Source organism: Micromonospora sp. NPDC023888 (assembly GCF_040639415.1).
GTDB lineage: Bacteria > Actinomycetota > Actinomycetes > Mycobacteriales > Micromonosporaceae > Micromonospora.
Window position 1 is genome coordinate 195,844 of sequence record NZ_JBEZZW010000009.1, and the last position, 24,707, is coordinate 220,550.

A 24,707-nucleotide genomic window follows, 5' to 3' on the forward strand; every position below is an offset into this window, starting at 1 on the left:
TGGCTAGCTTTTACGCAAGTCAGGTACGCTTGACGGCATGGAGGACCTACGGGACGACCGCGACTCCTGGTCGAGTGAGAACTGCTCGGTGGCCCGCGCGATGGACATCGTGGGCAGCAGGTCAACGGTCCTGATCATGCGCGAGGCCCTGCTCGGCACGCGCCGCTTCGACGACTTCGTCCGCCGCGTCGGCGTCGGCGAACCCGCCATGGCCGCCCGACTCAAGGAGATGGTCGCCGCCGGCCTGCTCGAACGAATCCCGTACCGGGAACCGGGGCAGCGCACCCGCCACGAGTACCAGCTCACCCGCAAGGGCCGCGAACTCCTGCCCGTCATCACCGCCCTGCGCAACTGGGGCGACACCTGGGCCGCCGACGACGCCGGCCCGTCCATCGTCGCCACCCACCACGACTGCGGCGAGCCGGTCCGCGCGGTGCTCCGCTGCGCCGCGGGCCACGAGATGGCGGACGGCGACATCGACATCGCCGCCGGCCCGGGCCTGATCCGGCGCGGCTGACGGCCGAGGCACGCCTGGCCCGACGAGGCCTACCCTCGGCCGGAACCGGCCCGATCCGGACGCGGAAACCCAGGGGCCGCGGGCCAGGCTCGAGCCGATTGGCCCGGACCGGCGGGCGAGGCCGGGACCGGGTCTACCGGCTTGACGGCCGGGGCGCCGGCCGGCTCGATCCGACGCGGCCTGACATCCGGGCCGCCGGGCAAGGAACGATCCGGCGCGGCCTGGAATGCGGGCCACCGGGCCAGGAACGATCCGACGCGGCCTGACATCCGGACCACCGGGCCATAACCGATCCGACGCGGCCTGACATCCGGACCACCGGGCCATAACCGATCCGACGCGGCCTGACATGCGGCCGAAAGCCACGCGTGATACTTCGCGAAATGGCACGCATGCGGCCTGCCTGAGGCCTTGGCAGTTGCCAGCGGGGCACCGCCGACCAATCGATCTTGGTCACTGAGATTGTCGTACACCTGTTCTAGTGTCTGGTCATGGTCGAGGAGTTGGCGCAGGCAGACGACGCGGTCGCCGCCTGCGTTGACGACGCCGCCTGGGCCCTCGCCGACGATGAGCTGATCGCGGCACTCGACGCCGCGCACCGCCTGGAGCAACGCCTCGCCGCCGTCAAACTCGCCTTGGTCCGCGAGATCGACGGTCGCGGCACCGCCCAAGCTCAGGGCGCGTCCAGCACGGCGGTCTGGCTGCGCGAGCGACTCCGCCTCACCGTCCCCACCGCCCGCCGGCTCGTCGACCTCGCCGCCGCCCTGGACACCGGCAACCCCGGGGTACGCGCCGCTCTGGCAAACGGGGACATCACAGTGGACCAGGCCCGGGTCATCGCTGACACCGTCGCCACCGTGCACACGTCGGCCGGCGCGGAGGCAGCCGACAAGGCCGTCGGTGTGCTCACCGACTGGGCCGGCCAGTTCGACCCCACCCTCCTACGCAAACTCGGCACCCGCATCCTCGACCACGTCGCCCCCGACATCGCCGACGCCGCCGCCCAGGCCGCACTGGAAGCCGAGGCCCGCCGAGCCACCCGCGACCGCCACGTCACCCTCTCCGAGCTGAGCGACGGCCGCCTCCGACTCACCGGCATCCTCGACAGCGAAACCGCCGGCCTGCTCCGCGCGGCGATCGACCCACTCAGCGCACCCTCCGGCCCCGACGACCAACGCTCCCCCGGGCAACGCCGCCACGACGCCCTGGCCGACATCTGCCGCCTCACCCTGCGCACCGGCGACCTACCCGACCACGGCGGCGACCCCGCGCAGATCGTCATCACCACCAGCTTCGACGCCCTCGCGAGGCAACTCGGCTCAGGCGCCCTGGACACCGGCTTCCACCTCACCCCGGAAACGGTGCGCCGACTCGCCTGCGACGCCGCGATACTCCCCACCGTCCTCAACAGCACAGGCCAACCACTCGACGTCGGACGACAACGGCGACTCGTCACCGGCCCGCTGCGCCGCGCTCTCGTCCTGCGCGACCGCGGCTGCGCCTTTCCCGGCTGCGACCGCCCGCCGCGCTGGTGCGACGCCCACCACATCCGGCACTGGTCCGACGGCGGCGACACCAGCCTCAACAATGCGGTCCTGCTCTGCGGCCACCACCACCGACACCTCCACCACAACGACTGGACAGTGCGGTTGGCAGGCGACGGCCACCCCGAATTCATCCCACCCGCCTGGCTCGACCCCGACCAGATCCCCCGCCGCAACCACTACCGCCGACGAACATAGATACGACCTGCCGGCGCTGAGCGCGCTGTCGCCGTGCAGCCGGATCCAGGCGGTCTCCTACGCGACGGCTCCGCCCTCCACGGCCGAGATCCTGGATGCCCCCGCGCGCCGCCGCGCCACCACGCCGCCATGTTGGTGCGACGGCGCAGGCCGGTGCTGGGCGTGAGCTGGGCGGACGGCGGGCCGCATTCCCGCCCGCGGACAATCACGCCACCAGGCCACCAGGCCACCAGGCCACCAGGCCACCAGGCCACCAGGCCACCAGGCCACCAGGCCACCAGGCCACCAGCGTGAGGGTCAGGGTGCCGCGGACCGACGACATGAGCATCCCGGGCCGCTACCAGCCTGCCGCCATGCGCGGACCAGCGCTGGCACGTCGGAGTAACGGGCGGTAGGGGCAGCCCTTGTCGCTTGGTCCACGACGCGACGCTTGTCGTCGTTGCCCCGCCAGCCCTCGGGTGCGTCAAGCAGGTGGTGCAGGGTGCGGCCGAGCAGGTGCACGGTGGTCCGCTCGTCGATCACCGCGCCACGGACGAACTCCTCCGGTGCCATGTAGCGCCGCGAGCCGGGGAGCCTTTCGGTGTCGAGCAGGAAGGGCCCAGGCCGGTACTCGTCCAGGTCGATCAGCCGCATCCGGCCGGCGGAGAAGTCGTACAGGAAGCAGCCGTCGTAGAGGTCTACCGCGACCAGGCCGGCGGCGCTGACGGCGAGATGGGCGTCGAGGATCGCGTCGAGGGCCGCCTCGACCTGCGGCACCGGCAGTTGCTGGAACCGGGTGAGCCCGCTGCGGTCTGCGCCGTGCACGGTGGCGTGGTTCAGCGGGTCGCCGTCGCACCAGGGGTAGACGAGCGTTGGCCCGGCCGGTCCGTGAACTGTCCACGCCGGACGGACGATCACGGGATGGCGGACTGCGGCGTGCACTACGCAGGCCCGGTCGAGGGAAGCTCTGCCCTCGGCCGTGACGGCCGTCTTGACGAACCAACGCCGGCCCGCCTCCTCGACCCCGTAGGACAGGCACCCGGAGTCCTGCTCGTCGAAGACCGCGAAGGCCGAATCGATCGACGGCACCGAAAACTGCCGAAATGGCATGGACACCCCCGAGCGGGCAGCGTAAATGACGCGCAAAGTACCCGTTGTGTTACGAGCTTGTTTCCAAGATGACAGCCAGGTTACGAGTGCTTCTCGATGATCGGTGGCGATCCTAGGTTTCGGCCACCGTCATCAGTCGTGGCGGCCGGCACCGAACGTGGAGGCAACGACGTGCCACAACCGAACACACATCGGACCGGACGGGCCAGGCGCGGGGTCAGCATGCTGGCCGCCGTGGCACTGACCGCGGCCGGCCTGACCAGCCTGCCCGGCAGCGCCACCGCCGCGCCGACCAGCAGTGGACCGACCGCCCGCTACCTTGTGCAGCTCGACGAGGAGCCGCTCGCCACGTACACCGGCGGGGTTCCCGGGATCGCGGCGACCAAGCCGGCCGACGGCGCCAAGCTGAACCGCACGTCGGGCAGCGCCAGGGCGTACCGCGACCACCTGCGCCAGCAGCGCACGTCCGTGCTGGACCGCGTCGGTGTGCCGGCCGACCGTACCCGCGTCACGATGGAGACCGCGTTCAACGGCTTCGCCGCCGACCTGACCGGGCCGCAGGCCGCCCGGCTGCGCGCCACCCGCGGCGTGCGGGCGGTCTACGAGAGCCAGAAGGTGCACGCGGCCACCTCGCACACGCCCGACTACCTGGGCCTGACCGGCAAGGGCGGGGTGTGGGACAAGGAGTTCGGTGGGGACCCCCACGCGGGCGAGGGTGTCATCGTCGGGATCATCGACAGCGGCTACTGGCCGGAGAGCGCGAGCTTCGCGCCGCTGCCCAGCCCCCGCCCGGACCAGGCCGTCATCGACGCCAAGTGGAAGGGCACCTGCGACGTCGGCATCGAGGCCCCTGTCACCTGCAACAACAAGGTGATCGGCGCCCGCTGGTACAACGACAGCGGCATCGCCGACGCGTTCCCGGACGACTACTCCTCGCCGCGTGACCGCAACGGCCACGGCACCCACACGGCCAGCACCGCTGCCGGCCTCCACGGCGTACGGGCGACGTCGGGCACGCAGGACCTGGGCATGATCTCCGGGATGGCGCCGGCCGCGCGGCTGGCGATCTACAAGGCGCTGTACGACAACGGCGCCGGCGGCGCGACCGGTACCGACATCGACATCGTGCACGCCATCGACGACGCGGTCGCCGACGGTGTCGACGTGATCAACTACTCGATCGGTGACGACACCGAGCGGTTCGGGGCGGTCGACGCGACGTTCTTCAACGCCGCCGCCGCCGGCGTGTTCGTCGCCGCGGCCGCCGGCAACTCCGGTCCGTTCGCCAACACCGTCGACAACTCGACGCCGTGGTTGACCACGGTGGCCGCGAGCACCACCGACCGGCAGAACACCCGCAAGCTCACCCTCGGCGACGGCACCACCATCGCCGGTGTGGGCATGGGCGAGACCGGCGTCGGGCCGGCCCCGCTGGTCTTCGCGAAGGACAGCGCCATCGACCCGGACGGCGCGTACGGTGCGGGCCTCTGCGCCGACGACACGTTGGACCCGGCCAAGGTAAAGGGCGCGATCGTGCTCTGCCTGCGCGGCGAGATCCCGCGTACCGACAAGAGCATCGAGGTGGCACGGGCCGGTGGCGTCGGCATGGTGCTGTACAACGAGGAGCTGAACTCCCTCAACGCCGACGTGCAGACCGTGCCGACCGTGCACATCAACGAGGTCGACCTGGCCACGGTCACCGCGTACGTCGCCAAGGGCAACGCCACGGCCACCATCTCGCCGAGCGCGATGGAGACCGTCGAGGCGCCCGCGGTCGCCGCGTTCTCCTCGGCCGGTCCGTCCAACCTGAACGCCGGCGAGCTGCTCAAGCCGGACATCAGCGCGCCCGGTCAGGACATCGTCGCGGCGTTCTCCCCGTCCATCGGCGGGAACGACTTCGCCCTGGAGTCGGGCACCTCGATGGCCGCGCCGCACATCGCCGGTATCGCCGCCCTCCTGCTGGCCAAGCACCCCGACTGGTCGCCGGCGGCGGTCCGCTCGGCGCTCATGACGAGCGCCGTGGACAAGACCGACAAGGGCAACCCGATCAAGATCGGCACGTACGACGCCACCCCGCTCAACTACGGCGCCGGCCAGGTGAAGCCGGGCAGCGCCTTCGACCCGGGCCTGGTCTACGACTCCAACCAGCAGGACTGGATCCAGTACCTGTGCGGGGTGTCCGCCGATCGCGGCAGTGACTACGGGCTCTCCGACCTGGACGGCTGCGACACCATCGGTGCGATCGACACGGCCCAGCTCAACTACCCGTCGATCTCGCTGGGCCGGATGGTGGGCAAGCAGACAGTGACCCGCACGGTCACCAACGTCAGCGACAAGACCAGCACCTACACGTCGTCGGTGCAGGCCCCGCCGGGCTACCAGGTCAAGGTCACCCCGAAGAAGATGCAGATCCCTGCGGGCCGGAGCGCCCGCTTCACCGTGGAGGTCACCAACACCGGCGGCGCGTTCGACACCTGGGCCGACGGCTCGCTGACCTGGCGCGACCAGTTCAGGCACGAGGTACGCAGCCCGCTGGTCGTGCACAACTCCGGGCTTGTCGCACCCGACGCGATCACCGGCAAGGGCACCTTCGGCAGCGTCCGGATCGCCGCCGAGGTCGGCTACCAGGGTCAACTGATCTCCCAGCTCTCCGGCCTGACCTCGGGCACCAGCAGCGTGGCCACCCTGACGGGCGACGGGCCGAGCTGGGACTGGAGCACGTCGAACAACCTGCCGGTGCCACTGCCCGCGTCCATCAGCCGGACCACCCTGCACGTGCCGGCCGGCACCCGTAGCCCGCTCGTCCAGGTGACGTCCGAGCGGCCCACCTGCTCCCACATCGACTGGGACGACGAGGAGGGGGTGATGGAGTGCACCGAGTTCAGCCTCAACGTCTACGACAAGGACGGGAAGTTCGTCACCGCCACGGCCAGCGGTCGGGACGGCGCCAAGGTGACGTTGCCGGACGGTGCCGGGGACTACATCGTCGTCGTCGAGCAGGAGTTCACCGAGAACATTCCGTCGGGTGCGAACGCGTACACCATCACCAGCTACCTGCCGGGCGCGCCGGGCACCTCGACCGGCCGGTTCACCATCGACCCGAAGCAGCGCAGCGTGCGGCCGGGTGCGACGGCGAACCTGACAGTGCGCTGGTTCGGCCTCGCCCCGGGTCAGCGCTACCTCGGAGTGCTTGAGTTCCGCAACGGTGACGGCTCGCTGAAGACCGTGCCGGTCACCGTCCAGTCCTGACGGTGGCAACCGGCCGACGGACCGGCGTGTGACCCAGGTCACCGTCGGTCCGCCGGCCGGCCGTCCACACCGGTGGGGGTGATCTGCTCGGCCCCACGGTGATCGACGGCAACGAGCACACGACGCGGGGCGGCGGGGACCCAACTCCCGTCCGCCCCGAACGTCTGCGCGGACCCGTCGAGTTCGTCGGACGAACGGCGGAGTTGGCCCGGCTGCGCCGGCTCGTCGAAGCACCGCCGTGCCTGATCCTGGTGGAGGGTGAGCCCGGGATCGGCAAGAGCCGGCTGGTCACCGAGTTGCTCGCCGACCTTCCCGGGCACCACCTGGTCGGCGAGTGCGACGACGTGCCGGAGCCCTTCCCGCTCGGCGTCCTGCTCGACGCGATCCGGGGCAGCGCCGACCGGCTCGGCGCGCTCAGTCCGGTGGCCGGCGCCCTCGCGCCGCTGCTGCCCGAACTGGCCGACGCCCTGCCCGATCCGCCACCCCCGCTGACCGACCCGGCAGCCGAGCGGCACCGGCTGCTGCGGGCCCTCGGCGCGGTGCTGGCCGCGTTGAGCCCCGTCACGCTGCTCCTCGAGGACCTGCACTGGGCCGACCCGGCGACCTGCGAGTTCCTCGGCTACCTGAGCACGCACCCGGTCGACGGGCTGGCGGTCGTGCTGACCACCCGCACGGTGACGCCGGGCGGCAGCACGCCGATCCACGACGCGCTGGCGCGGACTCCACCGTGGAGCGTCACGCGCGTCGCGCTCGGCCCGCTGGACGCCACTGACGTACGCCGGCTCGCCGCCCGGACCCTGCGGCTCGACGACCCGCCGCAGCAGTTGGTCGCCACCCTGCTCGACCGCACCGCCGGCATCCCGTTCGTCGTCGAGGAGGTGCTGCGGACGCTCGCGGAGCGGGGCGGCGACCCGTTGGCAGACGACAGCGTCCCGTTCGTCCTGCGGGACGTGCTGCTCTGGCGGCTGCGTGCGCTCGACGAGGCCACCCGGGAGGTGCTCGGGGCCGCCGCCGTGCTGGGGCTGGCACCGGACCAGCGCATCCTCGCCTCGGTGCTCAGCCTGGACCGGATGGCGGTCGACACGGCACTGACCGCGGCCCATCGGGCCGGCCTGCTGCACGACGCCGGAGACGGCAGGCGATTCCGCCACGACCTGGCCCGACAGGTGGTGTACGACCTGGTGCCCCGGGAGACCCGGGAGTGGCTGCACCTGCGCGTCGCACGGGTGCTGGAGCAGGAGCTGCCCCGGCCGGTCGCCCAACTCGCGCACCACTACCGCCGGGCGGGCAGCGGCGCGGACTTCGTCCGCAACGCCGAAGCGGCCGCCGACCTGGCCACCGAACGTGGCGACGACGCGACCGCCGCCAGCTTCCTGCTCCAGACCATGGACGTCGCCGAGCTGCCCCGACCGGTACGGGTGCGGCTCGCCGCCAAGCTGGGCCGGTCGGCCATCGACGGGCTCAGCCAGGCCGAAGCGATACCGGTGCTGGAACGGCTGCTCGCCGACCGACGGCTGCCGCCCGGAGCCCGCGGCGAGCTGGGTCTGGTGCTCGGGCGGATGCTGCGCCAGCAGGGCGAGGCGCTACGCGGGTACACCGAGATCGAACGCGCCGTGCCGTACCTGCGCGCACCACGCCGGAAGGCCCCGGCGCTCGCGGTGCTGGCGGCCCCGGACACCGTCGTCGGCCGGCACGTCGACGACCACCTGGCCCGCTGTGCGGAGGCGGAGGCCGCCGCGGCGGCCAGCGGGGATCCGGGGGCGCACCTCGCGGTCCGCATCGCCCGCGCCTCGCTGCTGCTGGAGCTGGGCGACCCGGCCGCCTGGGTGATCATCGCGGAGCTGCGGGCGTCCGCCGAGTTGGCCGACCGGCCGCGAGAGCATGCCCGAGCCTGCCTGAACTGGGCGCAGGGCGCGTTGCACGCCGGCCATCCGGAGCAGGCCGAGGCGCTGCTGGCGGCGGGTCGGGCGCTTGTCGACGAGACCGGGTACGAGCGGCTGACGACCCTGGTGGAGGTCACCGAGTTGTCGCTGGACCGGGCTGCCGGACGGCTCGACGGGCTGGCCGAGCGGCTCGCCCGGCTGGTCGTGACCGCCGAGCGGATGCCGGTGATCCTGCTCGACGCGCGGGTCGAGCTGGCGAGCGTGCGGGCCCGTACCGCCGTCGACGCCGACGAAATGGAGACGGCCGAACGGGCGCTGCGTGAGGTGGTGGCCGACGCTCGGCGGGTCGGCGCGATCTGGCCGCTGGTGCAGGCGCTCTCGGCGCTGGCCCGGCTGACAGTGGCCGGGCGGCCGGACGAGGCGGTGCGGCACGCGACGGAGGCGCTGTCACTGGTACGCGGCAAGGGCATCCTGCCGTGGGCCGCCGAGGCGGTGCTGGTGCTGGCCGAGGCGGCCGCCACGGCGGATGACCCGGCCCGGGCGGCGGGAGCGGTCGCCGAGTTGGAGGCCGGTATCGCAGGCCGCGACGCGCCGCTCGCCCTGGCCGCCCTGCGCCGATGCCGGGAACTCGTCCCAGCCTGCTGACCCGGCCCGACCCGACCGATCCGCCGAAGATGCGGGAGTCGACGCGGCCCGAGCAGGCCGGGGATGGTGCGGGGTGGCGGGCCGCCCGACGACGGCCCGCCACCGTGGATCAGAGGACGATCTGGTGCACCCGGTCGTCCACGCCGCGTACCGCCAGCCAGGCGCTGCCGTTGGCGCCGGCGGCGGCCCCCGGTGCGCCTCGGAACGCGTCGGTGGCGAACTCACCCCGCTGGAACCAGCCGCCCCAGGCGCCATCGGTCAGGTTGCGCTGCCAGAGGCGGTTGTCGGCGGCCAGCGAGAACAGGTAGACGCGCCCCGCCGTGGCGAGCAACGTCGGGCTGCCGCTCGTGGTGCCGCCCAGGTTGGTCCACGCCGACCAGGTGGTGCCGGTCCGGCTGCTCCACCACACCTCGTCGGTGCGGCTGCGGACCGCCACGTGCAACACGCCCGCGTCGTCGACGACGGCGCTCGGCCGACCGTAGAACGGCCGGTTCTCGGGCGCGCCGACACCCGCCCAGCCGGTGCTGGGCGTACGCGACCAGAGCTTGCCGTCGGCGCCGCGCGCCACCAGGGTCCACTGGGTCGGGCTGGTCCAGGCCACGGTGGGCGCGTCGGTGAGCGTGCCACCGAGGCTGCGCCACGGTCCCCACTTCCCGGCGGTGAAACTGCGCTGCCAGGCCGCGTTGTCGGTGCCGCGCACGAAGACGTCGAGCCGCCCACCGGCGGAGGCGTACGCGGAGGGTTGGCCGAGGATCCGGCCGCCGACCGGGCCGCCGAGCGAGGTCCAGCCGGTGCCCCAGGTCGCGCCGGAGCGGGTGTTCATCGCCAGCGCGCCGGAGGCGTTGCGGACGAAGGCGGTGGCGTGGGTGTCGTCCACCCGGACCAGCGCGGGGCTGGCGCTGGCGGTGCCGCCAAGGTTGGTGCCGGCGACCTGGTCGGTGCCGGTCAGACCGAGCATCGCCACCCCGTGCGCCGGCACCTCGACGGTGTACGAGCCGGTGAACGGTTGGATACCGGCGGTGCCGGGTTGGGCGTCCACGTCGGCGCGGGTCCACAGGTCACGGACGCGTACCGACCCGCCGAGCGCGACGTCGGCGAAGGTGACAGTGATCTGCTGGGCGGTGTCGTGCCGGTTGAGCAGCGCGACGGCCCGCTTGCCGGGCCCGGTGAGCACCTTGCTCCACACCTGCGCGTCGGTGCCGGTGTCGGCGACCTTGACGCCCTGCCGGACCAGCGGGTCCTGGTCCACCGCGACGATCTCCGGGTTGGTCAACGCCGAGATCATCTCCTTCGGCAGGCCGCGCGGGTCGGAGCCGATCACCAGCGGCGCGGCCATGATGGCCCACATGCCGAGCTGCGTCTTGGACTCCTCCAGGCTCAGCTCGTACCCGCCGTCGGGCAGCGGGCGCATCGGCAGGAGGTAGTCCGGGTCGTTGTAGTGCCCCGGCCCGGCGGCCGCCGGGTGGTACGCGTTGACGTCCATGTTGCGCAGCACCCACGGGTACGCCCACTGCGGGCTGGGGTCGGTGAGCCCCACGTCGGTGTACGTCCGCCACGAGTCGGCGATGGTCGGCGCGTACGTGTAGCTCCAGGTGGAGAGCTGTTCCGGGGTGTACGGGCCGCCGCCCCAGTCGGAGCTGACCGGGTTGCAGATGTTGAGCAGCATCGGCCGGGGTGACTGGCGTACCGCCTCGGCCAGCTCGCGGAAGGTGGCTTCCGGGTCGAGGCCGGCGGCCCGGCCGCAGAGCCAGTCGGCCTTGAGCGCGTCGAAGCCCCAGCCGGCGAACTGGGCGATGTCGGCCTGGTAGTGGCCGTTGCTGCCCAACCCGCACTGGCCCGGCAGGTACGGGCCGGCGTCGGTGTAGATGCCGGCCTTCATGCCCTTGCTGTGGATGTACGCGGCAAGCGCGGCCATTCCGCCCGGAAAACGGGCCGGGTCCGCGACGAGTTGGCCGGCCTCGTTACGCGGGGTGGGCGCGGCCCAGTTGCCGTCGATCCAGACGTAGGTGTAGCCGGCGTCGCGCAGGCCGCTGCTGACCATGTGGTCGGTGACGGACCTGACTTCGGCCTCGGTGGGGTCGCCACCGAGGCCGAAGTAGGTGTTCCAGCCCTGGTAGGGCGTCGGGGCGAGCCCACTGTCGAAGAACGTGGGCGCGCCCTGGTCCTCGGCCCCGGCGCCGGCCGGCGTGTGGCCGGGGCGACCGGGACCGTGACCAGCTTGCGGGGGGCCGGCCAGCGGAGGGCCGGCCATCGCCGGCGTGGGGCTGGCCAGGCCCAGGCCGAGCACGGCCAGGGCCGCGGTCAGCGGTCGGTTCAGGCGCATGGAGGTACTCCTGTCCCTCGGGGGTGGGGGTGGTGGTGCTCCGCCCTCAGTCGCGGGTCAGCACGATGAGGTCGGCGTCGTGGGTCGCGCTCCACTGCACGGGCAGGCCGACCGCGCCCAGGTGGCTACCGGAGTAGTGGCGGTCGCCGTGGGAGTAGCGGGCCGCCGGGTCGAGGCCGCGCAGGGGCAGCCGGACCGGACGGGACGGGAGCAGGCCGGTCCCGTCGAGCCGGCCGGTGTGCCAGGCCAGGACGACCACCCGGCGCTGGTCCGCAGCGGTGTACTGCACCGCGCAGCGGGCCTGGTCGGGGCCGCCGATCAGATGCACCTCGCCGTGCGTGACGACGTCCCGGATCTCCTTGTAGCGGGCGATCCAGTCGGCCGCCTCGGCCCGCTCGGCGGGGGTCCAGGCTCGGATGTCCGCGCCGACGCCGAGCACGCCGGCCATCGCGAGGACGAACCGGAACGCCAGCGAGCGGGGGCGGTTGTCGAACATTCCCGGCGCGTCGGTGACCCAGGAGCTGAGCAGGTGTGGGGCGTTGGCGTGCAGGAAGCCGTACTGGATGGCCAGCCGGTCCAGTGGGCCGGTGTTGTCGCTGGGCCAGAAGACGTCCGCGCGGGCGGCCATCGCCAGGTCGGTCCGCCCGCCGCCGCCGGCACACGCCTCGATCAGCACGCCGGGGTGGTCCCGGCGCAGCCGCTCGTAGATCCGGTGCAGGTTGGCGACGTGCGCGCCGTCCAGGTCGAGCGGGCCGACCCCGCCGGGCCGGCCCGGTTCGGTACGCGGCCGGTTGAAGTCCCACTTCAGGTAGTCGATGTCGTAGCGGCGAAGCAGCCCATCCACAGTGGAGTGGACGAACTCGGCGACCTCCGGCCGGCCCAGGTCCAGCAGGTACTGGTTGCGGACCGGGGTGAGCGGCCGCCCGTCGACGGCGTAGACCCACTCCGGGTGCTCGGCGCACAGGGTCGACTTCGGGTTGACGCACTCCGGCTCGACCCAGAGCCCGAAGTTCAGCCCGAGTGCGCGGACGTCGGCGATGAACGCGTCGAACCCGGCCGGGAACTTCGCCGGGTCGGGCGTCCAGTCCCCCAGCCCGGCCGTGTCGTCGTTCCGGCCGACGAACCAGCCGTCGTCCACCACGAACGTCTCCACGCCCAGCTCGGCGGCGATCCGGGCGAGCGCCAACTGACTCTGCGCCTCGACGGCGAAGTAGGTGGCCTCCCAGGAGTTGTAGAGCACCGGGCGGGGGGTGAGCCGGTCGGCGGCGAGCAGCCGCTGGTGGGTGTGCCAGACCCGGGCCAGCCCGTCCAGGCCGTCCGGGCTGTACGCGCCGGTTACCGTCGGCAGGGTCAGCCGCTCGCCGGGGGCCAGGTCCAGCGGGCCGTCGACCAGTTGGCGGCCGGCCCGCACCCGGGTCAGCCCGCCGGTGTCCCGTTCGGCGCTGATCTCCCACGAGCCGGTCCAGGCCAACGCCATCCCCCAGGCCGCGCCGGCCGGGTCGGCGGTGTCCCGCACGGCCAGCCAGGGCACGTGCAGGTGCCCGGGTACGCCCTGGGAGCTGCCGATGCCGAACGTGCCGTGGCCCAGCTCGACGTGGGCGAGTTGGAACTCCTGCGACCACTGCCCCCACTGGTGGCTGAGCAGCGCCCCGTGCGGCGTCGGTACGCAGAACCCGCCCGATCCGGCCCGGACCACCCGCAGGGGGTCGGCGCCGTCGTTGCTCAGCTCGACCCACCGTTGCACCACGTCGGTGCCGGTGGGCATCCGGTAGTGCACCGTGGCACGCAGCCCGGTCACCGGGTCGGCGAAGTCGACGGCCAGCTCCCGCTGGTCGGCGTCGATCCGCGCCTCGCTGTGCACGAAGCCCACCCGGCGCTTCCCGTCCAGGGTCTCCACCACCAGGTCCGCGCCGGTGAACGGACGGTCGGCGTCGGTGGCGTACTCGATGGGGGCGGCGTCCCCGGCGGTGAGGAACGGCACCGGGCCGTCGTAGGCGACCGGCGACGGTCCGTCGGAGACGCCGTGCGGCCCCCACGCGACAAGTTCCAGCCAGCGGCCGTGCGCCGGCACCGTCACCGTGTACTCGGTGTGCGTGCCGCGCAGCGTCCAGCGCTGCGGCGTCCCGGCGGTCACTTGACCGCTCCGAGCGCCAGGCCGGAGACGAAGTGCCGTTGGAAGCGCAGGAAGACCGCGACGGTGGGGACGGCCGCGATGACCGTGCCGGCGGCGATGACGTTCCAGGACGAGACGAACTGCCCCTGGAGGCCGAGCAGCGCCGGGGTGACAGGCATGTGGTCGTCGGTCCGCAACACGGTGATCGCCCAGAGCAGATCGTTGAAGATCCAGGTGAACGACAACGCGCCGAGGGCGGCCAGCGCGGGTCGGGTCAGCGGCAGCATCACCTTCGTGAAGATCTGCGCCGTGCCGGCGCCGTCGATGGTGGCCGCCTCCTGGATCTCGCCCGGCAGGTCCCGCATGAAACCGTGCAGGACGAAGGTGTAGAAGCCGAGCCCGAAGCCGACCTGCACCGCGATCAACGCCCAGAGCGTGTCGTACATGCCGGTCAGCTCGCTGAACTTGGCCACCGGGATGAGCAGGATCTGCGGTGGCAGCAGGTTGCCGGCGAGCATCAGCAGCAGGATCGTGCGCCGGCCCGGGATCCGGAAGCGGCTCAGCGCGAACGCGGCCATCGCCGCGAGCCCGAGGCTCAACGCCACCGACGGGACGGTGACAAGCATGCTGTTGATCAGCGCGCGCAGTTCGCCGCCGTCGGTCCAGGCCTGCCGGTAGGTGTCGAGGGTGAACGACCGGGGCAGGCTGCCCACGCCGTGCGCGGCGATGTCGTCGAACGACCGGGTGGACATCACCACGACCCAGATCACCGGCCCGAGCCACAGCAGCGAGAGCAGGATCATGCCGGTGTGGAAGGCCCCGGTACGGAGCTTGTTCATCAGGCTTCCTCCCGGAACGCGCGGACCAGGTAGCCGAGGATGACGGCCAGCGCGAGCACGAAGATCACGACGGCGATGGCCGAGGCGTAGCCCAGCCGCAGGCTCTGGAACGCGGTCGAGTACATGTAGGTGCTGAGCAGCTCCGACGAGTGGTACGGCCCGCCCTTGGTCAACGACCAGACGATGTCGAACGAGCGCAGCGAGTCGATCACGATGACCGACAGCACCACGGCGTTGACCCCCTTGAGCTGGGGGATCGTGACGTGCCGCAGCCGCTGCCAGGAGTTGGCGCCGTCCATCCGGGCCGCCTCGTGCAGCGCCGGGTCGATCGCCTTCAACCCGGCCAGGAACAGCACCATCACGTAGCCGATCTGCCGCCACAGCGCGGGCAGGATCACCGCGTACAGGGCGGTCTGCGGGTCGGCGAGCCAGGGCCGGATCAGGCTCTCCAGCCCGACGGCCCGCAGCAGCGTGTCGGCGATGCCGTCGGGCTGGTAGAACACCCGCCAGACAAGTGCCGTCACCACGAGCGAGAACACCACAGGGGTGAACAGCGCGGCCCGGTAGAAGCCGACCCCCCGCCGCTCCTTCTGCAGGACCAGCGCCATGCCGAAGCCGCCCAGCACGGACAGGCCACCGAAGAGGACAAGCCAGATCACGGTGTTGACGAGCGCACCGCGGAAGGTGGCGTCACCGGCCAGCTCGACGTAGTTGTCGGTGCCGACGAAGGCCGGCGACGACATCCCGTCCCAGCGGGTGAGCGAGAACCAGAAGCCCTGGAGCGCCGGCCAGAACACCCAGATGCTCTCGACCGCGAACGGCACCAGGACGAACGCCACCAGCAGCGGCGACAGTCGAGCCGACCGTCGCCGCCGCCGGGTGGGGGTGACCGAAGTCGTGGAGATCGTTGCTGTCACGTCAGCCCTTGAAGACCTTCTCGGCGCCGGCCTGCCACTCCCGCAGGATCGCGTCGATCTGGTCCGGCTTGTCGATGAACTTGGTGAGCGCGGTGTCCGCGGTCGGCTGGAGCGCGTCGCTGGAGTCGCGGTTGAAGAACTGGGTCAGCTCCTTGGCCTCGTCGAGCATCGCCTTGCCCTTGACCACGAGCGGCGAGTCGGACGCCTTGGCCTTCGGGTTGGCCGGCAGCACGATGCCGGAGCTGGCCTTGACGTACGCCTCCTGGGCCTCGACCCCGGAGAGGTAGCTGAGCAGGGCCCGGGTGCCGGTCGGGTTGGCGGTCTTCGCGCTGGCGAAGAAGCCGTCCGTGGGGGCCTCCTCGGCCAACGGCACCGCCGGGTCGATGATCGGGAACCGGAAGAAGTCCAGGTCACCGAGGGCGTCCTTGGGTGCGGCGTCGGCGAAGAACGTGCCGATCAGGAACATGCCGGTCTTGCCGGCCAGCAGCGCGGTGGTGGCCTCCTGGAACGGGTACGCCTTGCCCTTGGGGTCGAAGTAGGGCAGGGCCTCGCGCCAGCGGGTGAAGACCGCCTTGACCTTCGGGTCGTCGAAGCGCTGCTTGCCGGCGAGCAGCTCGCGGTGGAACGGCGCGCCGTTGATCCGGATGTTGAGGTAGTCGAACCAGGCCGAGGCGACCCAGGGGGTGTCGCCGAGACCGATGCCGATCGGCGGAACGCCCTTGCTCTTCAGCGTCTCGCAGACCGCCAGGAACTCGGTCCAGGTCTTGGGCTCCTGCACGCCCCACTTGGCGAAGTTGGACTTGCGGTAGAAGAAGCCCCACCAGTAGTTGTTCATCGGCACGAAGACCTGCTTGCCGCTGGCGTCGGTGGAGAGGGTGCGCAGCGACTGGGGGTAGTCGCCGAGCGACTTCCACACGTCGGAGACGTCCAGCAACAGGTTCTTGCTGGCGTAGTCGTTGGCGACCGAGCCCGCGTACCAGGTGTAGAGGTCCGGCGGGTTCGCCGAGGTCAGGTACGTCGGCAGTTGGGTCCGGAAGGTCTCCGACGCGATCGTGTTGAGGCTCGCCCGGCCCTTGCCCTGCGCGTTGAAGTTCTCGATCAGCTTCTCCATCGCGGCCTTGGCCTGCGGCGAGGAGAGGTTGGACTGGATGGTGACCGCGCCCGAGCCGCCGCTCGTCGTCGGTCCGCTGGCGGAGCTGGCGCATGCGCTGAGGAACGAGCTGGCGCCGAGGGCACCCAGGCCGGCGAGCCCGAGATGGCCAAGGAATCGCCGGCGACCGGGGTCGAAGTCGCTCACGGAGGTATCCCTTCCTCTACGACACGTAGCGTCACCGCGCAGTGTGTCGTCCATGTGAATGCTGTGACGAGACGGTTGCATCGGACGTCGCCGGCTGTCAAGATATCTTCGTAATTAATGGTTAGTTGAGATCAAAACGAGGGTCAGGTGGATCAGCTTATGCGCCGGCTTGAAGGCATGAACGCGCTGGTCACCGGTGCGATGGGCGGGATCGGCGCCGCTACGGCCCGGCGGCTCGCCGCCGAGGGCGCAGCCGTCGCGCTGCTCGACGTGCACGACCCGACCCCGCTTGCCGACGAACTGACCGCTAACGGCGGACGAGCACTGTCCGTAGTGGCCGATGTCAGCGAGGAGAGCGACTGGGCGGCCGCGGTCTCCGCGGTACGCGCCAGCCTCGGCCCGATCGACATCCTGGTCAACACCGCGTACGCCGTGCGGGTCGCCCCGGCCCACGAGACCAGTCGGCAGTCCTGGGACCAACAACTCGGCGTCAGCCTCACCGGCGCGTTCCTCGGCGTCCGCGCCTGCCTGGACGACCTGCGGGCCCGCTCCGGCGCGGTGGTGCTGATCTCCTCGGTGCACGCGCTCGTCGGGTTGCCCGGCCGCCCCGCGTACGCCGCCGCCAAGGGTGGCCTGGTCGCGCTCGGCCGCCAACTCGCCGTGGAGTACGGCCCACAGGTGCGGGTCAACACCGTGCTGCCCGGCCCGATCCTCACCGCCGCCTGGGACGAGGTGTCCGAAGAGGACCGCGAACGCAGCGTCAACGAGACAGTGGCGAAACGCTTCGGCACCCCGGACGAGGTGGCCTCGACCGTCGCCTTCCTCGTCTCACCGGACGCCGCCTACATCACCGGCGCGAGCCTCGTGGTGGACGGTGGATGGACAGCGGTGAAAGCCTCGGCCTGAGAGATCGACCCGACAAGCGAAGAGGCCAGGAGCATTGGCACAGTACGCACGCCGCGGCGTCCACGGGCAGACCGTCGAAGCGATCGCCCGTCGCATCCTCACCGGTGAGATCCCTGCCGGCGCGACCCTGAACATCGTCGCCCTCCAGGAGGAGTTCGACGTCAGCCTGACCGCGCTCCGCGAGGCGCTGAAGGTCCTCTCGGCCAAGGGCATCGTCGACGCCCGGCAGAAACGCGGCACGTTCGTCCGGCCCCGCGCCGACTGGAACCTGCTCGACGGCGACGTGATCCGCTGGCAGTTCGCCGAGGGCCCCGACGAGCGCCTGCTCGAAAAGCTGCACGAGGTGCGGGCGATCATCGAGCCGGCCGCGGCGAGGCTGGCCGCTACCCGGGCGACCGAGGACGACCTGGCCGCCCTCGACCAGGCACTTGCCGAGATGGCCGAGGCCGACGGTGATCCCGCCGCCGCCGTCGCCGCCGACCTCGCCTTCCACCGCGCGCTGCTCACCGCCACGCACAACGAGCTGCTGGAACGGATGGAGGTGGTGATGGAGACCGGGCTCGCCGAACGGGACCGCCTGGTCCACGGCGGCGCCGCGCACGACGACCCGGTGCCCAGCCACCGTGCCGTCGTCGACGCGCTGCGCGAGCGGAACGAGACGGCGGCCGAGACCGCCATGCGTGAGTTGCTGGACAAGGCCGTCCGCGACGTCGAGAAGGCACGGGGACGAAGGGGCAGTCAGTGAAGATCGAGCGCATCGAGACCTTCCTGGTCGCGCCACGGTGGTTGTTCTGCCGGGTGGAGACCGACGACGGGCTGGTCGGCTGGGGTGAACCGGTGGTGGAGGGGCGCGCCGAGGTGGTGCGCAGCGCCGTCGAGGTGCTCGCCGAATACCTGATCGGCGCCGATCCCCTGCGGATCGAGCAGCACTGGCAGGTGCTCACCAAGGGCGGCTTCTATCGGGGCGGCCCGATCCTCTCCAGCGCGGTCGCCGGCCTCGACCAGGCACTCTGGGACATCGCCGGGCAGGCGTACGGCGCGCCGGTGCACGCGCTCCTCGGTGGCCCGGTGCGCGAGAAGGTGCGGATCTACTCCTGGATCGGCGGGGACGAGCCCGCCGAGGTTGCCGACGCCGCCGCCGCGCAGATCGCCGCCGGTCTCACCGGCGTCAAGATGAACGCGTGCGGGCGACTCTCCCCCATCCCCACCTCCGCCGAGGTGGACGAGGTGATCGGCCGGGTCGCCGCCGCCCGCGAGGTACTCGGCCCCGACCGGGACATCGCGCTCGACTTCCACGGTCGGGCCGGGCTGGCCGCGGTACGCCGGATCCTGCCCGAGCTGGCCCCCCTGCGCCCGTTCTTCGTGGAGGAGCCGGTCCTCCCCGACCAGGCCCACCACCTGCGCGACATCGTCGCCAGCACACCGATCCCGGTGGCCACCGGCGAACGGCTCTACGGCCGCTCCGAGTTCCTCGGCCCGTTGCAGGCCGGGGTGACAGTGGTCCAGCCCGACCTGTCGCACGCCGGCGGGATCTCCGAGGTCCGCCGGATCGCCGCGCTGGCCGAGACGTACGGCGCGCTGCTCGCCCCGCACTGCCCACTCGGCCCGATCTCCCTGGCGGCCAGCCTCCAGGTGGCCTTCGCGACGCCGAACTTCCTGATCCAGGAGCAGAGCATCGGCATCCACTACAACGTCGGCTCCGAGTTGCTCGACTACCTGGTCGACCCGGAGCCGTTCCGGTTCGTGGACGGGCACATCGCCCGCCTCGACCGACCCGGCCTGGGCATCACCGTGGACGAGGCGGCCGTCCGCAAGGCCGCGCAGACACCGCACACCTGGCGCAACCCGGTCTGGCAGCACGCCGACGGGTCGTTCGCCGAATGGTGACCGGCGCGACTCCGGTGCCGCTGCGCGTGGCGTACGACGCCGCGCACGGCGGCCGGTGGACCAGCCTGCACGGCGGCGGGCGGGAATGGCTCTGGCGCGGCCCGGAACCCGGCCGCCACGAGGTACGCCCCGACGACGCGTTCGTCGACGCCGGCGGGCTGGAGGAGTGCCTACCTACCGTGCGCGGTCGGCCCGACCACGGCGAGGTGTGGTCCCGCCCGTGGCGCGACGCCGGCCCCGGCACCGTTGTCATCGAGCGCCCGACGTTCGTGCTGACCCGCCGGATCACCGACGACGGCGGCGTGGTGGTGGCCGACTACCGACTGTCCGCCGACCCCGGTCACCGGTTCGTCTGGGCCGCGCACGCCCTGCTCGACCTCTCCCCCGCGGCCCGTCTCGACGCGCCCGCCGGCACGCCCACCCGGCTGCACCCGGAGGCCGCCGCGCTCCTGCCGTCGGGCACCTGGCCCACCGACGCCCCGTGGCTCACCGGGGAGTGGCCGGCCCCCGCCGGGCTGACGTTCGACACTCTCGGCCCGGACGACGGGACCGCGCTCGGCGCGGTGCTGCTCGACTGCCCACGGGTCCAGGTGACCGACGGCGTCGACCGGCTGACCCTGGAGCTGGAGTGCGCGGGCCAGCCCCGCAGCACCGCCCTCTGGCGCAACCTGGGCGGCTGGCCGGCCGACGGCCCCTACCGCAGCGTCGGCGTCGAACCGATGCTCGGCGCGGCCTTCGACCTGACCGACGCCGGCCCCGCCGACGCGGCGGTCGTACCGCCCACCGGTGAGGTCACCTGGCGACTCACCATCTCCGCCCACCGCATCCACTGAGGACACCCGCGATGAACCTGCTCCACGAGCTGCGTACCCACCGGCTGCTGGCCATCGTGCGCGGCCCGGACCCGGCCGCCGCGCTGACCGCCGTACTCACCCTGGCCGAGAGCGGCGTCGCCCTGGTCGAGGTCTCGCTGACAAGTGCCGACGCGCTCGGCATCATCCGCCGGGCTCGGGCCGCCCTCGGGGCGGACTACGCCCTGGGCGCGGGCACCGTGCTCACCGCCGACGACGCCCGGGCCGCCGCCGACGCGGGTGCCGGCTTCCTGGTCACCCCGGCGCTCGCGCCGAGCCTCGCCGAGGGTGGCCGGCTCGGGCTGCCGGTGCTCGCCGGAGCGCTCACCCCCACCGAGGTGGTGCAGGCCGGCAGTGCCGGGGCCACCGCCGTCAAGCTCTTCCCGGCCTCCCTCGGTGGGCCCGACTACCTCGGCGCGCTGCGGGACCCGTTCCCCGGCACCGCGTTCGTGCCGGTCGGCGGGGTCGACGCGGAGGGCGCGCGGCGTTACCTCGACCGGGGCGCGGTCGCGGTGGGCGTCGGCTCGCCGCTGCTCGGTGACGCCGTCCGGGGCGGCGACCTGTCGGCGCTACGGGAGCGCGCGGCCACCTTCCGCACGGCGGTCCAGCGGTGATCGACCTGCTCACCCTCGGCGAGACGATGGCGGCCTTCCGCAGCAGCGGCCCACTGCGGCTGGGCGGCACCGCCGGGATCTCCGTCGCCGGGGCCGAGTCGACTGTGGCCATCGGGCTGGCCCGGCTCGGCCACCGGGCCGCCTGGGTCGGGGTCACCGGTGCCGACGAGCCAGGCGAACTGGTCCGCCGTACGCTGCGCGCCGAGGGTGTCGACCTGACCTGGTCCCGGGTCGACCCGAGCGCGCCCACCGGGCTGATCCTCTTCGAGAACCGGGTCGCCGACATCAACCGGGTCACCTACCACCGCGCGGGCTCCGCGGGCTCCCGGCTGCGCCCCGCCGACGTGACAGGTGCCTTCGACGCTCCCGGATCGCCACCCCGGCTGCTGCACGTCACAGGCATCACCTGCGCGCTCGGCGTCGAGCCGTACCAGGCGGTGGTGGCGGCCGTGCGGCGCGCCCGGGCCGCCGGCACCACCGTCTGCCTGGACGTCAACCACCGGCAACGGCTCTGGTCGGTCGCCGAGGCCGCCGACGCGCTGCGACCGCTGCTGCCCTCGATCGACCTGGTGGTCGCCTCCGACGACGAGTTGGCCGTGCTGACCGACGCGTCCGACCCGGTCGCGGCGCTGCTTTCGGCCGGCGTGACCGAGGTCGTGGTCAAGCACGGCGCCGACGGGGCGACCAGCCACCGCGCGACCGGCACGGTGCACCGTCCCGCCCGTACCGTGCCGGTGGTGGACACCGTCGGCGCGGGCGACGCGTTCGTGGCCGGGCTGCTCTCCGGTTGGCTCGACGGTGCCGACGCGCCAACCCGGCTGGACCGGGCGGTCATCACCGGCGCGTTCGCGGTGGCCACCCGGGGCGACTGGGAGGGCCTGCCCGACCGGGCCGAGCTGACGCTGCTCGACCACGGCCCGGGCGGTACGGTCCGCTGACGATCCTTTGGAGGAGCACCATGGAGCTGACCGAACCGACCGTCTGGAGCACCGACCGGCTGGAGCTGGGCGAGGGCCTGCGCTGGGTCGACGATCGTCTGGTCCTCGTCGACCTGCTGGCCGGCCGGCTGCTGGAGACCGGCGGCGACGCGCCGGGTCCGCTGCGGGAGGTGCGCCACCTCGACGTACCCCTCGGCGCGGTCGCCCCGGTGGCCGACCGACCCGGCGACTGGCTCGCCGCCGCCGGGACCGGCCTCACGGTGCTGCCCGCCGGTGGCGACCCCCGACCGGTCGCCGACCTGGTCGGTGACGCGCCCGAGCCGACCCGGATGAACGACGCGGTCGCCGACCCGCACGGAAACTTCTGGGCCGGCAGCATGACGTACGCGGCGGTCCCCGGCGGGGGCACGCTGTACCGGCTCACCCCGGGCGCGGCACCGGTGCCCGCGGTGACCGGGCTGACCATCCCGAACGGGCCGGCGTTCGACGCCACCGGCACCACCATGTACCTGGCCGACACACCGCTTGGCGCGATCGACAGGTTCACCGTCGACCCGGGCACCGGTGACCTGCACGGGCGGGAGCCGTTCCTGCGGCTCTCCCCCGACGACGGAGGTCCCGACGGCATGACCGTCGACGCGGCCGGCCACCTCTGGGTCGCGTTCTGGGGCGGCTCGGCGGTCCGCCGCTACCGGCCCGACGGCACCCTCGACCGGGAGATCCGGCTGCCGGCGAAGCAGCCCGCCGGCATCTGCCTGGGCGGCCCTGGCCTGCGCCGACTGTTCATCGGCACGGCACGGGTCGGGTTGGACACCGCGGGTCCGCAGGACGGCGCGCTGCTCGCGGTGGACGTCGAGGTCCCCGGCCTGCCCGCCGCGTACGCCGCCGCACCGTTGAGCTGACGGAGGCATATCGGACGCCAGGGAGGGAACAACCGCACCGGAGCGCGTTACCGACCGGCAGGAGGCGAACGGTGAGCAGCACGGGGTGGATGTCGTGAACGGGCCGGTCGGCGACGAACCGGTTGGCGAACTGGAGCTGGTGCACACCTTCACCGGCCCGATGCCGACCGGGGTGAGCGTCTCGCACCGGGGCCGGATCTTCGTCAACTTCCCGAAATGGGGTGACGAGGTGCCGGCCACCGTCGTGGAGCTGCGCGACGGCCGGGAGGTGCCGTACCCCGACCAGGCGTGGAACGACCCGTCCGGCGACGACGACGCTGGCGCGTTCGTGTCGGTGCAGAGCATCGTGGTGGACCCGGCCGACCGGCTCTGGGTGTTGGACACCGGCAGCCCGATGTTCCAGCCCACGAAGCCGGGTGGGCCGAAGCTGGTCCGGATCGACCTGGACACCGACACGGTCGCCCAGGTGATCACCTTCCCGACCGACGTGGCGCTGCCGACGACGTATCTCAACGACGTCCGCTTCGACCTGCGGCGGGGCGAGGCGGGAGTCGCTTACATCACCGACTCGGCGGACTCCGGGCCGAACGGCATCATCGTGGTGGACCTGGCAAGCGGCGCCTCCTGGCGGCGGCTGCACGACCACCCGTCCACCAAGGCGGAGCCACTGGCGACGTTCCGGCCGGTGGTCGAGGGCCGGCCGTTCCTCCAACGTCCGCCGGACGGGCCGCCGAAGCCGGTGAGCATGGGCTCCGACAGCATCGCCATCTCGGCCGACGGCGACCGACTGTACTACTGCCCGCTGGCGTCGCGACGCCTGTACAGCGTCTCCACCGAGGCGCTTGCCGACCCGGGCGTCACCCAGGAGGCGGTCGCCGCGACAGTCGTCGACGAGGGCGACCGGGGCAGCGCCTCGGACGGGTTGGAGAGCGACGACGCGGGGCGGCTCTACCTCACCGCGTACGAGCACAACGCGGTGCTGCGCCGGCTGCCGAACGGCGAGTACGAGACAGTGGTCCACGACCCGCGGCTGCTCTGGCCGGACACCATGTCGGTGGCCGCCGACGGGTACCTCTACGTCACCGCCAACCAGCTGCACCGGCAGGCGCAGTACCAGCGGGGCAAGGACCTGCGGCGCAAGCCGTACGCGCTGTTCCGCACCCGCATCGACGCCGGCCCGGTGCTGCTGCGCCGCTGAGCAGGCGGGACGTCCGCGGTCAGCTCGTCGGCAGGGCGCGGTCCAGGAGGTCGAACAGGGCCGCCCAGTGCCGTTCGGTGGCCTGCTCGTCGTAGGCGGGGGTGTCGGCCATGGTGAAGCCGTGGTGGGCGCCCTCGTAGACCTCGGAGCGGTAGCGCACGCCGGCGGCGTCGAGCGTCTTCTCCAGCGTGGCGATCTGCTCGGGGGTCATCGACTGGTCGGCGTCGGCGTGCCCGAAGTACAGCTCGCCGGTGATCGAGCCGACGCCCAGGTGCGGGCTGTCCGGCGCGTCGGTGACGATCCGACCGCCGTGGAAGCTCGCCAGCGCGGCGATGCGGTCCGGGTGCGCCTCGATGGCCCGCAGCCCGTTCGTGCCGCCCATGCAGTAGCCGGTGATCGCGACCGGGCCTGGCCGGACGTCGTCGCGGGCGGCCAGGAAGTCGAGGTACGCGGCGGTGTCCCGGTTGATCACGTCGGGGGTCAACACTCCGACCAACGGCATGATCTTCTCGAAGAGCGCGGCGCGCTGATCTGCCTCAGCGAGTCGGGACAGGTCGAACAGCGGTGCCCGCCCGGCCCGGTAGAACAGGTGGGGCGTCAGCACCAGGTAGCCCCGGGCGGCGATCCGTTCCGCCATCTCGACCAGGCGCGGGCGCGGCCCGAAGGCGTCCATGAAGAGCAGCACCGCCGGGAAGGGGCCGTTGCCGTCCGGCCGGGTCATCGACGCGTCCGCGACTCCGTCGTCGGTCGGGATGTCCACCGTCGTCGTCCGCACTGTGCCTCCTCGTCCGAAATTC

19 protein-coding genes are annotated in these 24,707 nt (G+C 72.5%); 12 read left to right on the forward strand and 7 right to left on the reverse strand.

The genetic code is table 11. The features are described 5' to 3' along the window. Positions 1 to 37 precede the first annotated feature (37 nt). Positions 38 to 517 (forward strand): helix-turn-helix domain-containing protein, encoded by a 480-nt coding sequence (locus tag AB0F61_RS11280; protein ID WP_357807059.1) that lies wholly within the window; start codon positions 38 to 40, stop codon positions 515 to 517. A 491-nt stretch (positions 518 to 1,008) separates the two neighbouring features. Further along, positions 1,009 to 2,259 carry a DUF222 domain-containing protein gene (locus AB0F61_RS11285; protein WP_357807062.1) on the forward strand — a complete coding sequence of 417 codons (1,251 nt, stop codon included), beginning with the start codon at positions 1,009 to 1,011 and terminating at the stop codon, positions 2,257 to 2,259. A 297-nt stretch (positions 2,260 to 2,556) separates the two neighbouring features. On the opposite strand, the gene AB0F61_RS11290 is transcribed toward AB0F61_RS11285, so the two are convergent. After that, positions 2,557 to 3,348, reverse strand: a complete 792-nt coding sequence (locus AB0F61_RS11290) for a serine/threonine protein kinase (RefSeq protein WP_357807151.1) — start codon at positions 3,346 to 3,348, stop codon at positions 2,557 to 2,559. A 234-nt stretch (positions 3,349 to 3,582) separates the two neighbouring features. Between AB0F61_RS11290 and AB0F61_RS11295 the strand changes: the two genes are divergently transcribed. Beyond that, on the forward strand, positions 3,583 to 6,597 hold the full coding sequence (locus AB0F61_RS11295) for a S8 family serine peptidase (protein WP_357807066.1): 3,015 nt from the start codon (positions 3,583 to 3,585) through the stop codon (positions 6,595 to 6,597). 98 nt (positions 6,598 to 6,695) lie between these two features. Further along, positions 6,696 to 9,125 carry an AAA family ATPase gene (locus AB0F61_RS11300; RefSeq protein WP_357807069.1) on the forward strand — a complete coding sequence of 810 codons (2,430 nt, stop codon included), beginning with the start codon at positions 6,696 to 6,698 and terminating at the stop codon, positions 9,123 to 9,125. Positions 9,126 to 9,234: 109 nt separating this feature from the next. Here AB0F61_RS11300 and AB0F61_RS11305 read toward each other — a convergent pair whose 3' ends face one another. Genes AB0F61_RS11305 through AB0F61_RS11325 form a run of 5 tightly spaced genes read right to left on the reverse strand, consistent with a single transcriptional unit; the run spans position 9,235 to position 16,614 of the window. Further along, positions 9,235 to 11,448 (reverse strand): glycoside hydrolase family 27 protein, encoded by a 2,214-nt coding sequence (locus AB0F61_RS11305; RefSeq protein ID WP_357807072.1) that lies wholly within the window; start codon positions 11,446 to 11,448, stop codon positions 9,235 to 9,237. Positions 11,449 to 11,494: 46 nt separating this feature from the next. Continuing rightward, positions 11,495 to 13,582 carry an alpha-galactosidase gene (locus tag AB0F61_RS11310; RefSeq protein WP_357807074.1) on the reverse strand — a complete coding sequence of 696 codons (2,088 nt, stop codon included), beginning with the start codon at positions 13,580 to 13,582 and terminating at the stop codon, positions 11,495 to 11,497. Continuing rightward, entirely contained in the window at positions 13,579 to 14,400 is an 822-nt protein-coding gene (locus AB0F61_RS11315; RefSeq protein ID WP_357807077.1) for a carbohydrate ABC transporter permease, read from the reverse strand. Before AB0F61_RS11315 ends, AB0F61_RS11310 begins: the two co-directional genes overlap by 4 nt. Then, positions 14,400 to 15,317, reverse strand: a complete 918-nt coding sequence (locus AB0F61_RS11320) for a sugar ABC transporter permease (protein ID WP_357807079.1) — start codon at positions 15,315 to 15,317, stop codon at positions 14,400 to 14,402. Before AB0F61_RS11320 ends, AB0F61_RS11315 begins: the two co-directional genes overlap by 1 nt. Position 15,318: 1 nt before the next feature. Beyond that, the gene (locus AB0F61_RS11325; RefSeq protein WP_357807082.1) at positions 15,319 to 16,614 is read right to left on the reverse strand and encodes an extracellular solute-binding protein; all 1,296 of its coding nucleotides are present in this window, start codon (positions 16,612 to 16,614) and stop codon (positions 15,319 to 15,321) included. A gap of 159 nt (positions 16,615 to 16,773) precedes the next feature. Between AB0F61_RS11325 and AB0F61_RS11330 the strand changes: the two genes are divergently transcribed. The 8 genes from AB0F61_RS11330 to AB0F61_RS11365 all read left to right on the forward strand — a co-directional run bounded on the left by AB0F61_RS11330 (position 16,774) and on the right by AB0F61_RS11365 (position 23,910). Further along, positions 16,774 to 17,520: an SDR family oxidoreductase gene (locus AB0F61_RS11330; protein ID WP_357807085.1), complete on the forward strand. Its 747-nt coding sequence runs from the start codon at positions 16,774 to 16,776 to the stop codon at positions 17,518 to 17,520. A gap of 34 nt (positions 17,521 to 17,554) precedes the next feature. Next, positions 17,555 to 18,265 (forward strand): FCD domain-containing protein, encoded by a 711-nt coding sequence (locus tag AB0F61_RS11335; protein ID WP_355027210.1) that lies wholly within the window; start codon positions 17,555 to 17,557, stop codon positions 18,263 to 18,265. After that, positions 18,262 to 19,407 carry a galactonate dehydratase gene (gene dgoD, locus AB0F61_RS11340; RefSeq protein WP_357807088.1) on the forward strand — a complete coding sequence of 382 codons (1,146 nt, stop codon included), beginning with the start codon at positions 18,262 to 18,264 and terminating at the stop codon, positions 19,405 to 19,407. Before AB0F61_RS11335 ends, dgoD begins: the two co-directional genes overlap by 4 nt. Continuing rightward, positions 19,401 to 20,240: a hypothetical protein gene (locus tag AB0F61_RS11345; RefSeq protein ID WP_357807091.1), complete on the forward strand. Its 840-nt coding sequence runs from the start codon at positions 19,401 to 19,403 to the stop codon at positions 20,238 to 20,240. The genes dgoD and AB0F61_RS11345 overlap by 7 nt, the downstream gene beginning before the upstream one ends. An 11-nt stretch (positions 20,241 to 20,251) precedes the next feature. Continuing rightward, a complete protein-coding gene (locus AB0F61_RS11350) occupies positions 20,252 to 20,872 on the forward strand; it encodes a bifunctional 4-hydroxy-2-oxoglutarate aldolase/2-dehydro-3-deoxy-phosphogluconate aldolase (RefSeq protein ID WP_357807093.1) in 621 nt (206 codons plus the stop codon). Continuing rightward, entirely contained in the window at positions 20,869 to 21,810 is a 942-nt protein-coding gene (locus tag AB0F61_RS11355; protein WP_357807095.1) for a sugar kinase, read from the forward strand. The genes AB0F61_RS11350 and AB0F61_RS11355 overlap by 4 nt, the downstream gene beginning before the upstream one ends. Before the next feature lie 20 nt (positions 21,811 to 21,830). Further along, positions 21,831 to 22,712: an SMP-30/gluconolactonase/LRE family protein gene (locus AB0F61_RS11360; protein ID WP_357807097.1), complete on the forward strand. Its 882-nt coding sequence runs from the start codon at positions 21,831 to 21,833 to the stop codon at positions 22,710 to 22,712. 85 nt (positions 22,713 to 22,797) lie between these two features. Further along, positions 22,798 to 23,910: an L-dopachrome tautomerase-related protein gene (locus tag AB0F61_RS11365; protein WP_357807102.1), complete on the forward strand. Its 1,113-nt coding sequence runs from the start codon at positions 22,798 to 22,800 to the stop codon at positions 23,908 to 23,910. Positions 23,911 to 23,929: 19 nt separating this feature from the next. On the opposite strand, the gene AB0F61_RS11370 is transcribed toward AB0F61_RS11365, so the two are convergent. Next, positions 23,930 to 24,685, reverse strand: coding sequence for a dienelactone hydrolase family protein (locus tag AB0F61_RS11370; protein WP_357807105.1), 756 nt, complete (start codon positions 24,683 to 24,685; stop codon positions 23,930 to 23,932). Positions 24,686 to 24,707: the final 22 nt, after the last annotated feature.

Excerpts from the sequence above, each read along its gene's own strand:
- AB0F61_RS11280 (WP_357807059.1), top strand. The coding sequence starts at position 38 with ATGGAGGACCTACGGGACGACCGCGACTCCTGGTCGAGTGAGAACTGC.
- AB0F61_RS11285 (WP_357807062.1), top strand. The coding sequence starts at position 1,009 with ATGGTCGAGGAGTTGGCGCAGGCAGACGACGCGGTCGCCGCCTGCGTT.
- AB0F61_RS11290 (WP_357807151.1), bottom strand. The coding sequence starts at position 3,348 with ATGCCATTTCGGCAGTTTTCGGTGCCGTCGATCGATTCGGCCTTCGCG.
- AB0F61_RS11305 (WP_357807072.1), bottom strand. The coding sequence starts at position 11,448 with ATGCGCCTGAACCGACCGCTGACCGCGGCCCTGGCCGTGCTCGGCCTG.
- AB0F61_RS11315 (WP_357807077.1), bottom strand. The coding sequence starts at position 14,400 with ATGAACAAGCTCCGTACCGGGGCCTTCCACACCGGCATGATCCTGCTC.
- AB0F61_RS11330 (WP_357807085.1), top strand. The coding sequence starts at position 16,774 with ATGCGCCGGCTTGAAGGCATGAACGCGCTGGTCACCGGTGCGATGGGC.
- AB0F61_RS11345 (WP_357807091.1), top strand. The coding sequence starts at position 19,401 with ATGGTGACCGGCGCGACTCCGGTGCCGCTGCGCGTGGCGTACGACGCC.
- AB0F61_RS11350 (WP_357807093.1), top strand. The coding sequence starts at position 20,252 with ATGAACCTGCTCCACGAGCTGCGTACCCACCGGCTGCTGGCCATCGTG.
- AB0F61_RS11360 (WP_357807097.1), top strand. The coding sequence starts at position 21,831 with ATGGAGCTGACCGAACCGACCGTCTGGAGCACCGACCGGCTGGAGCTG.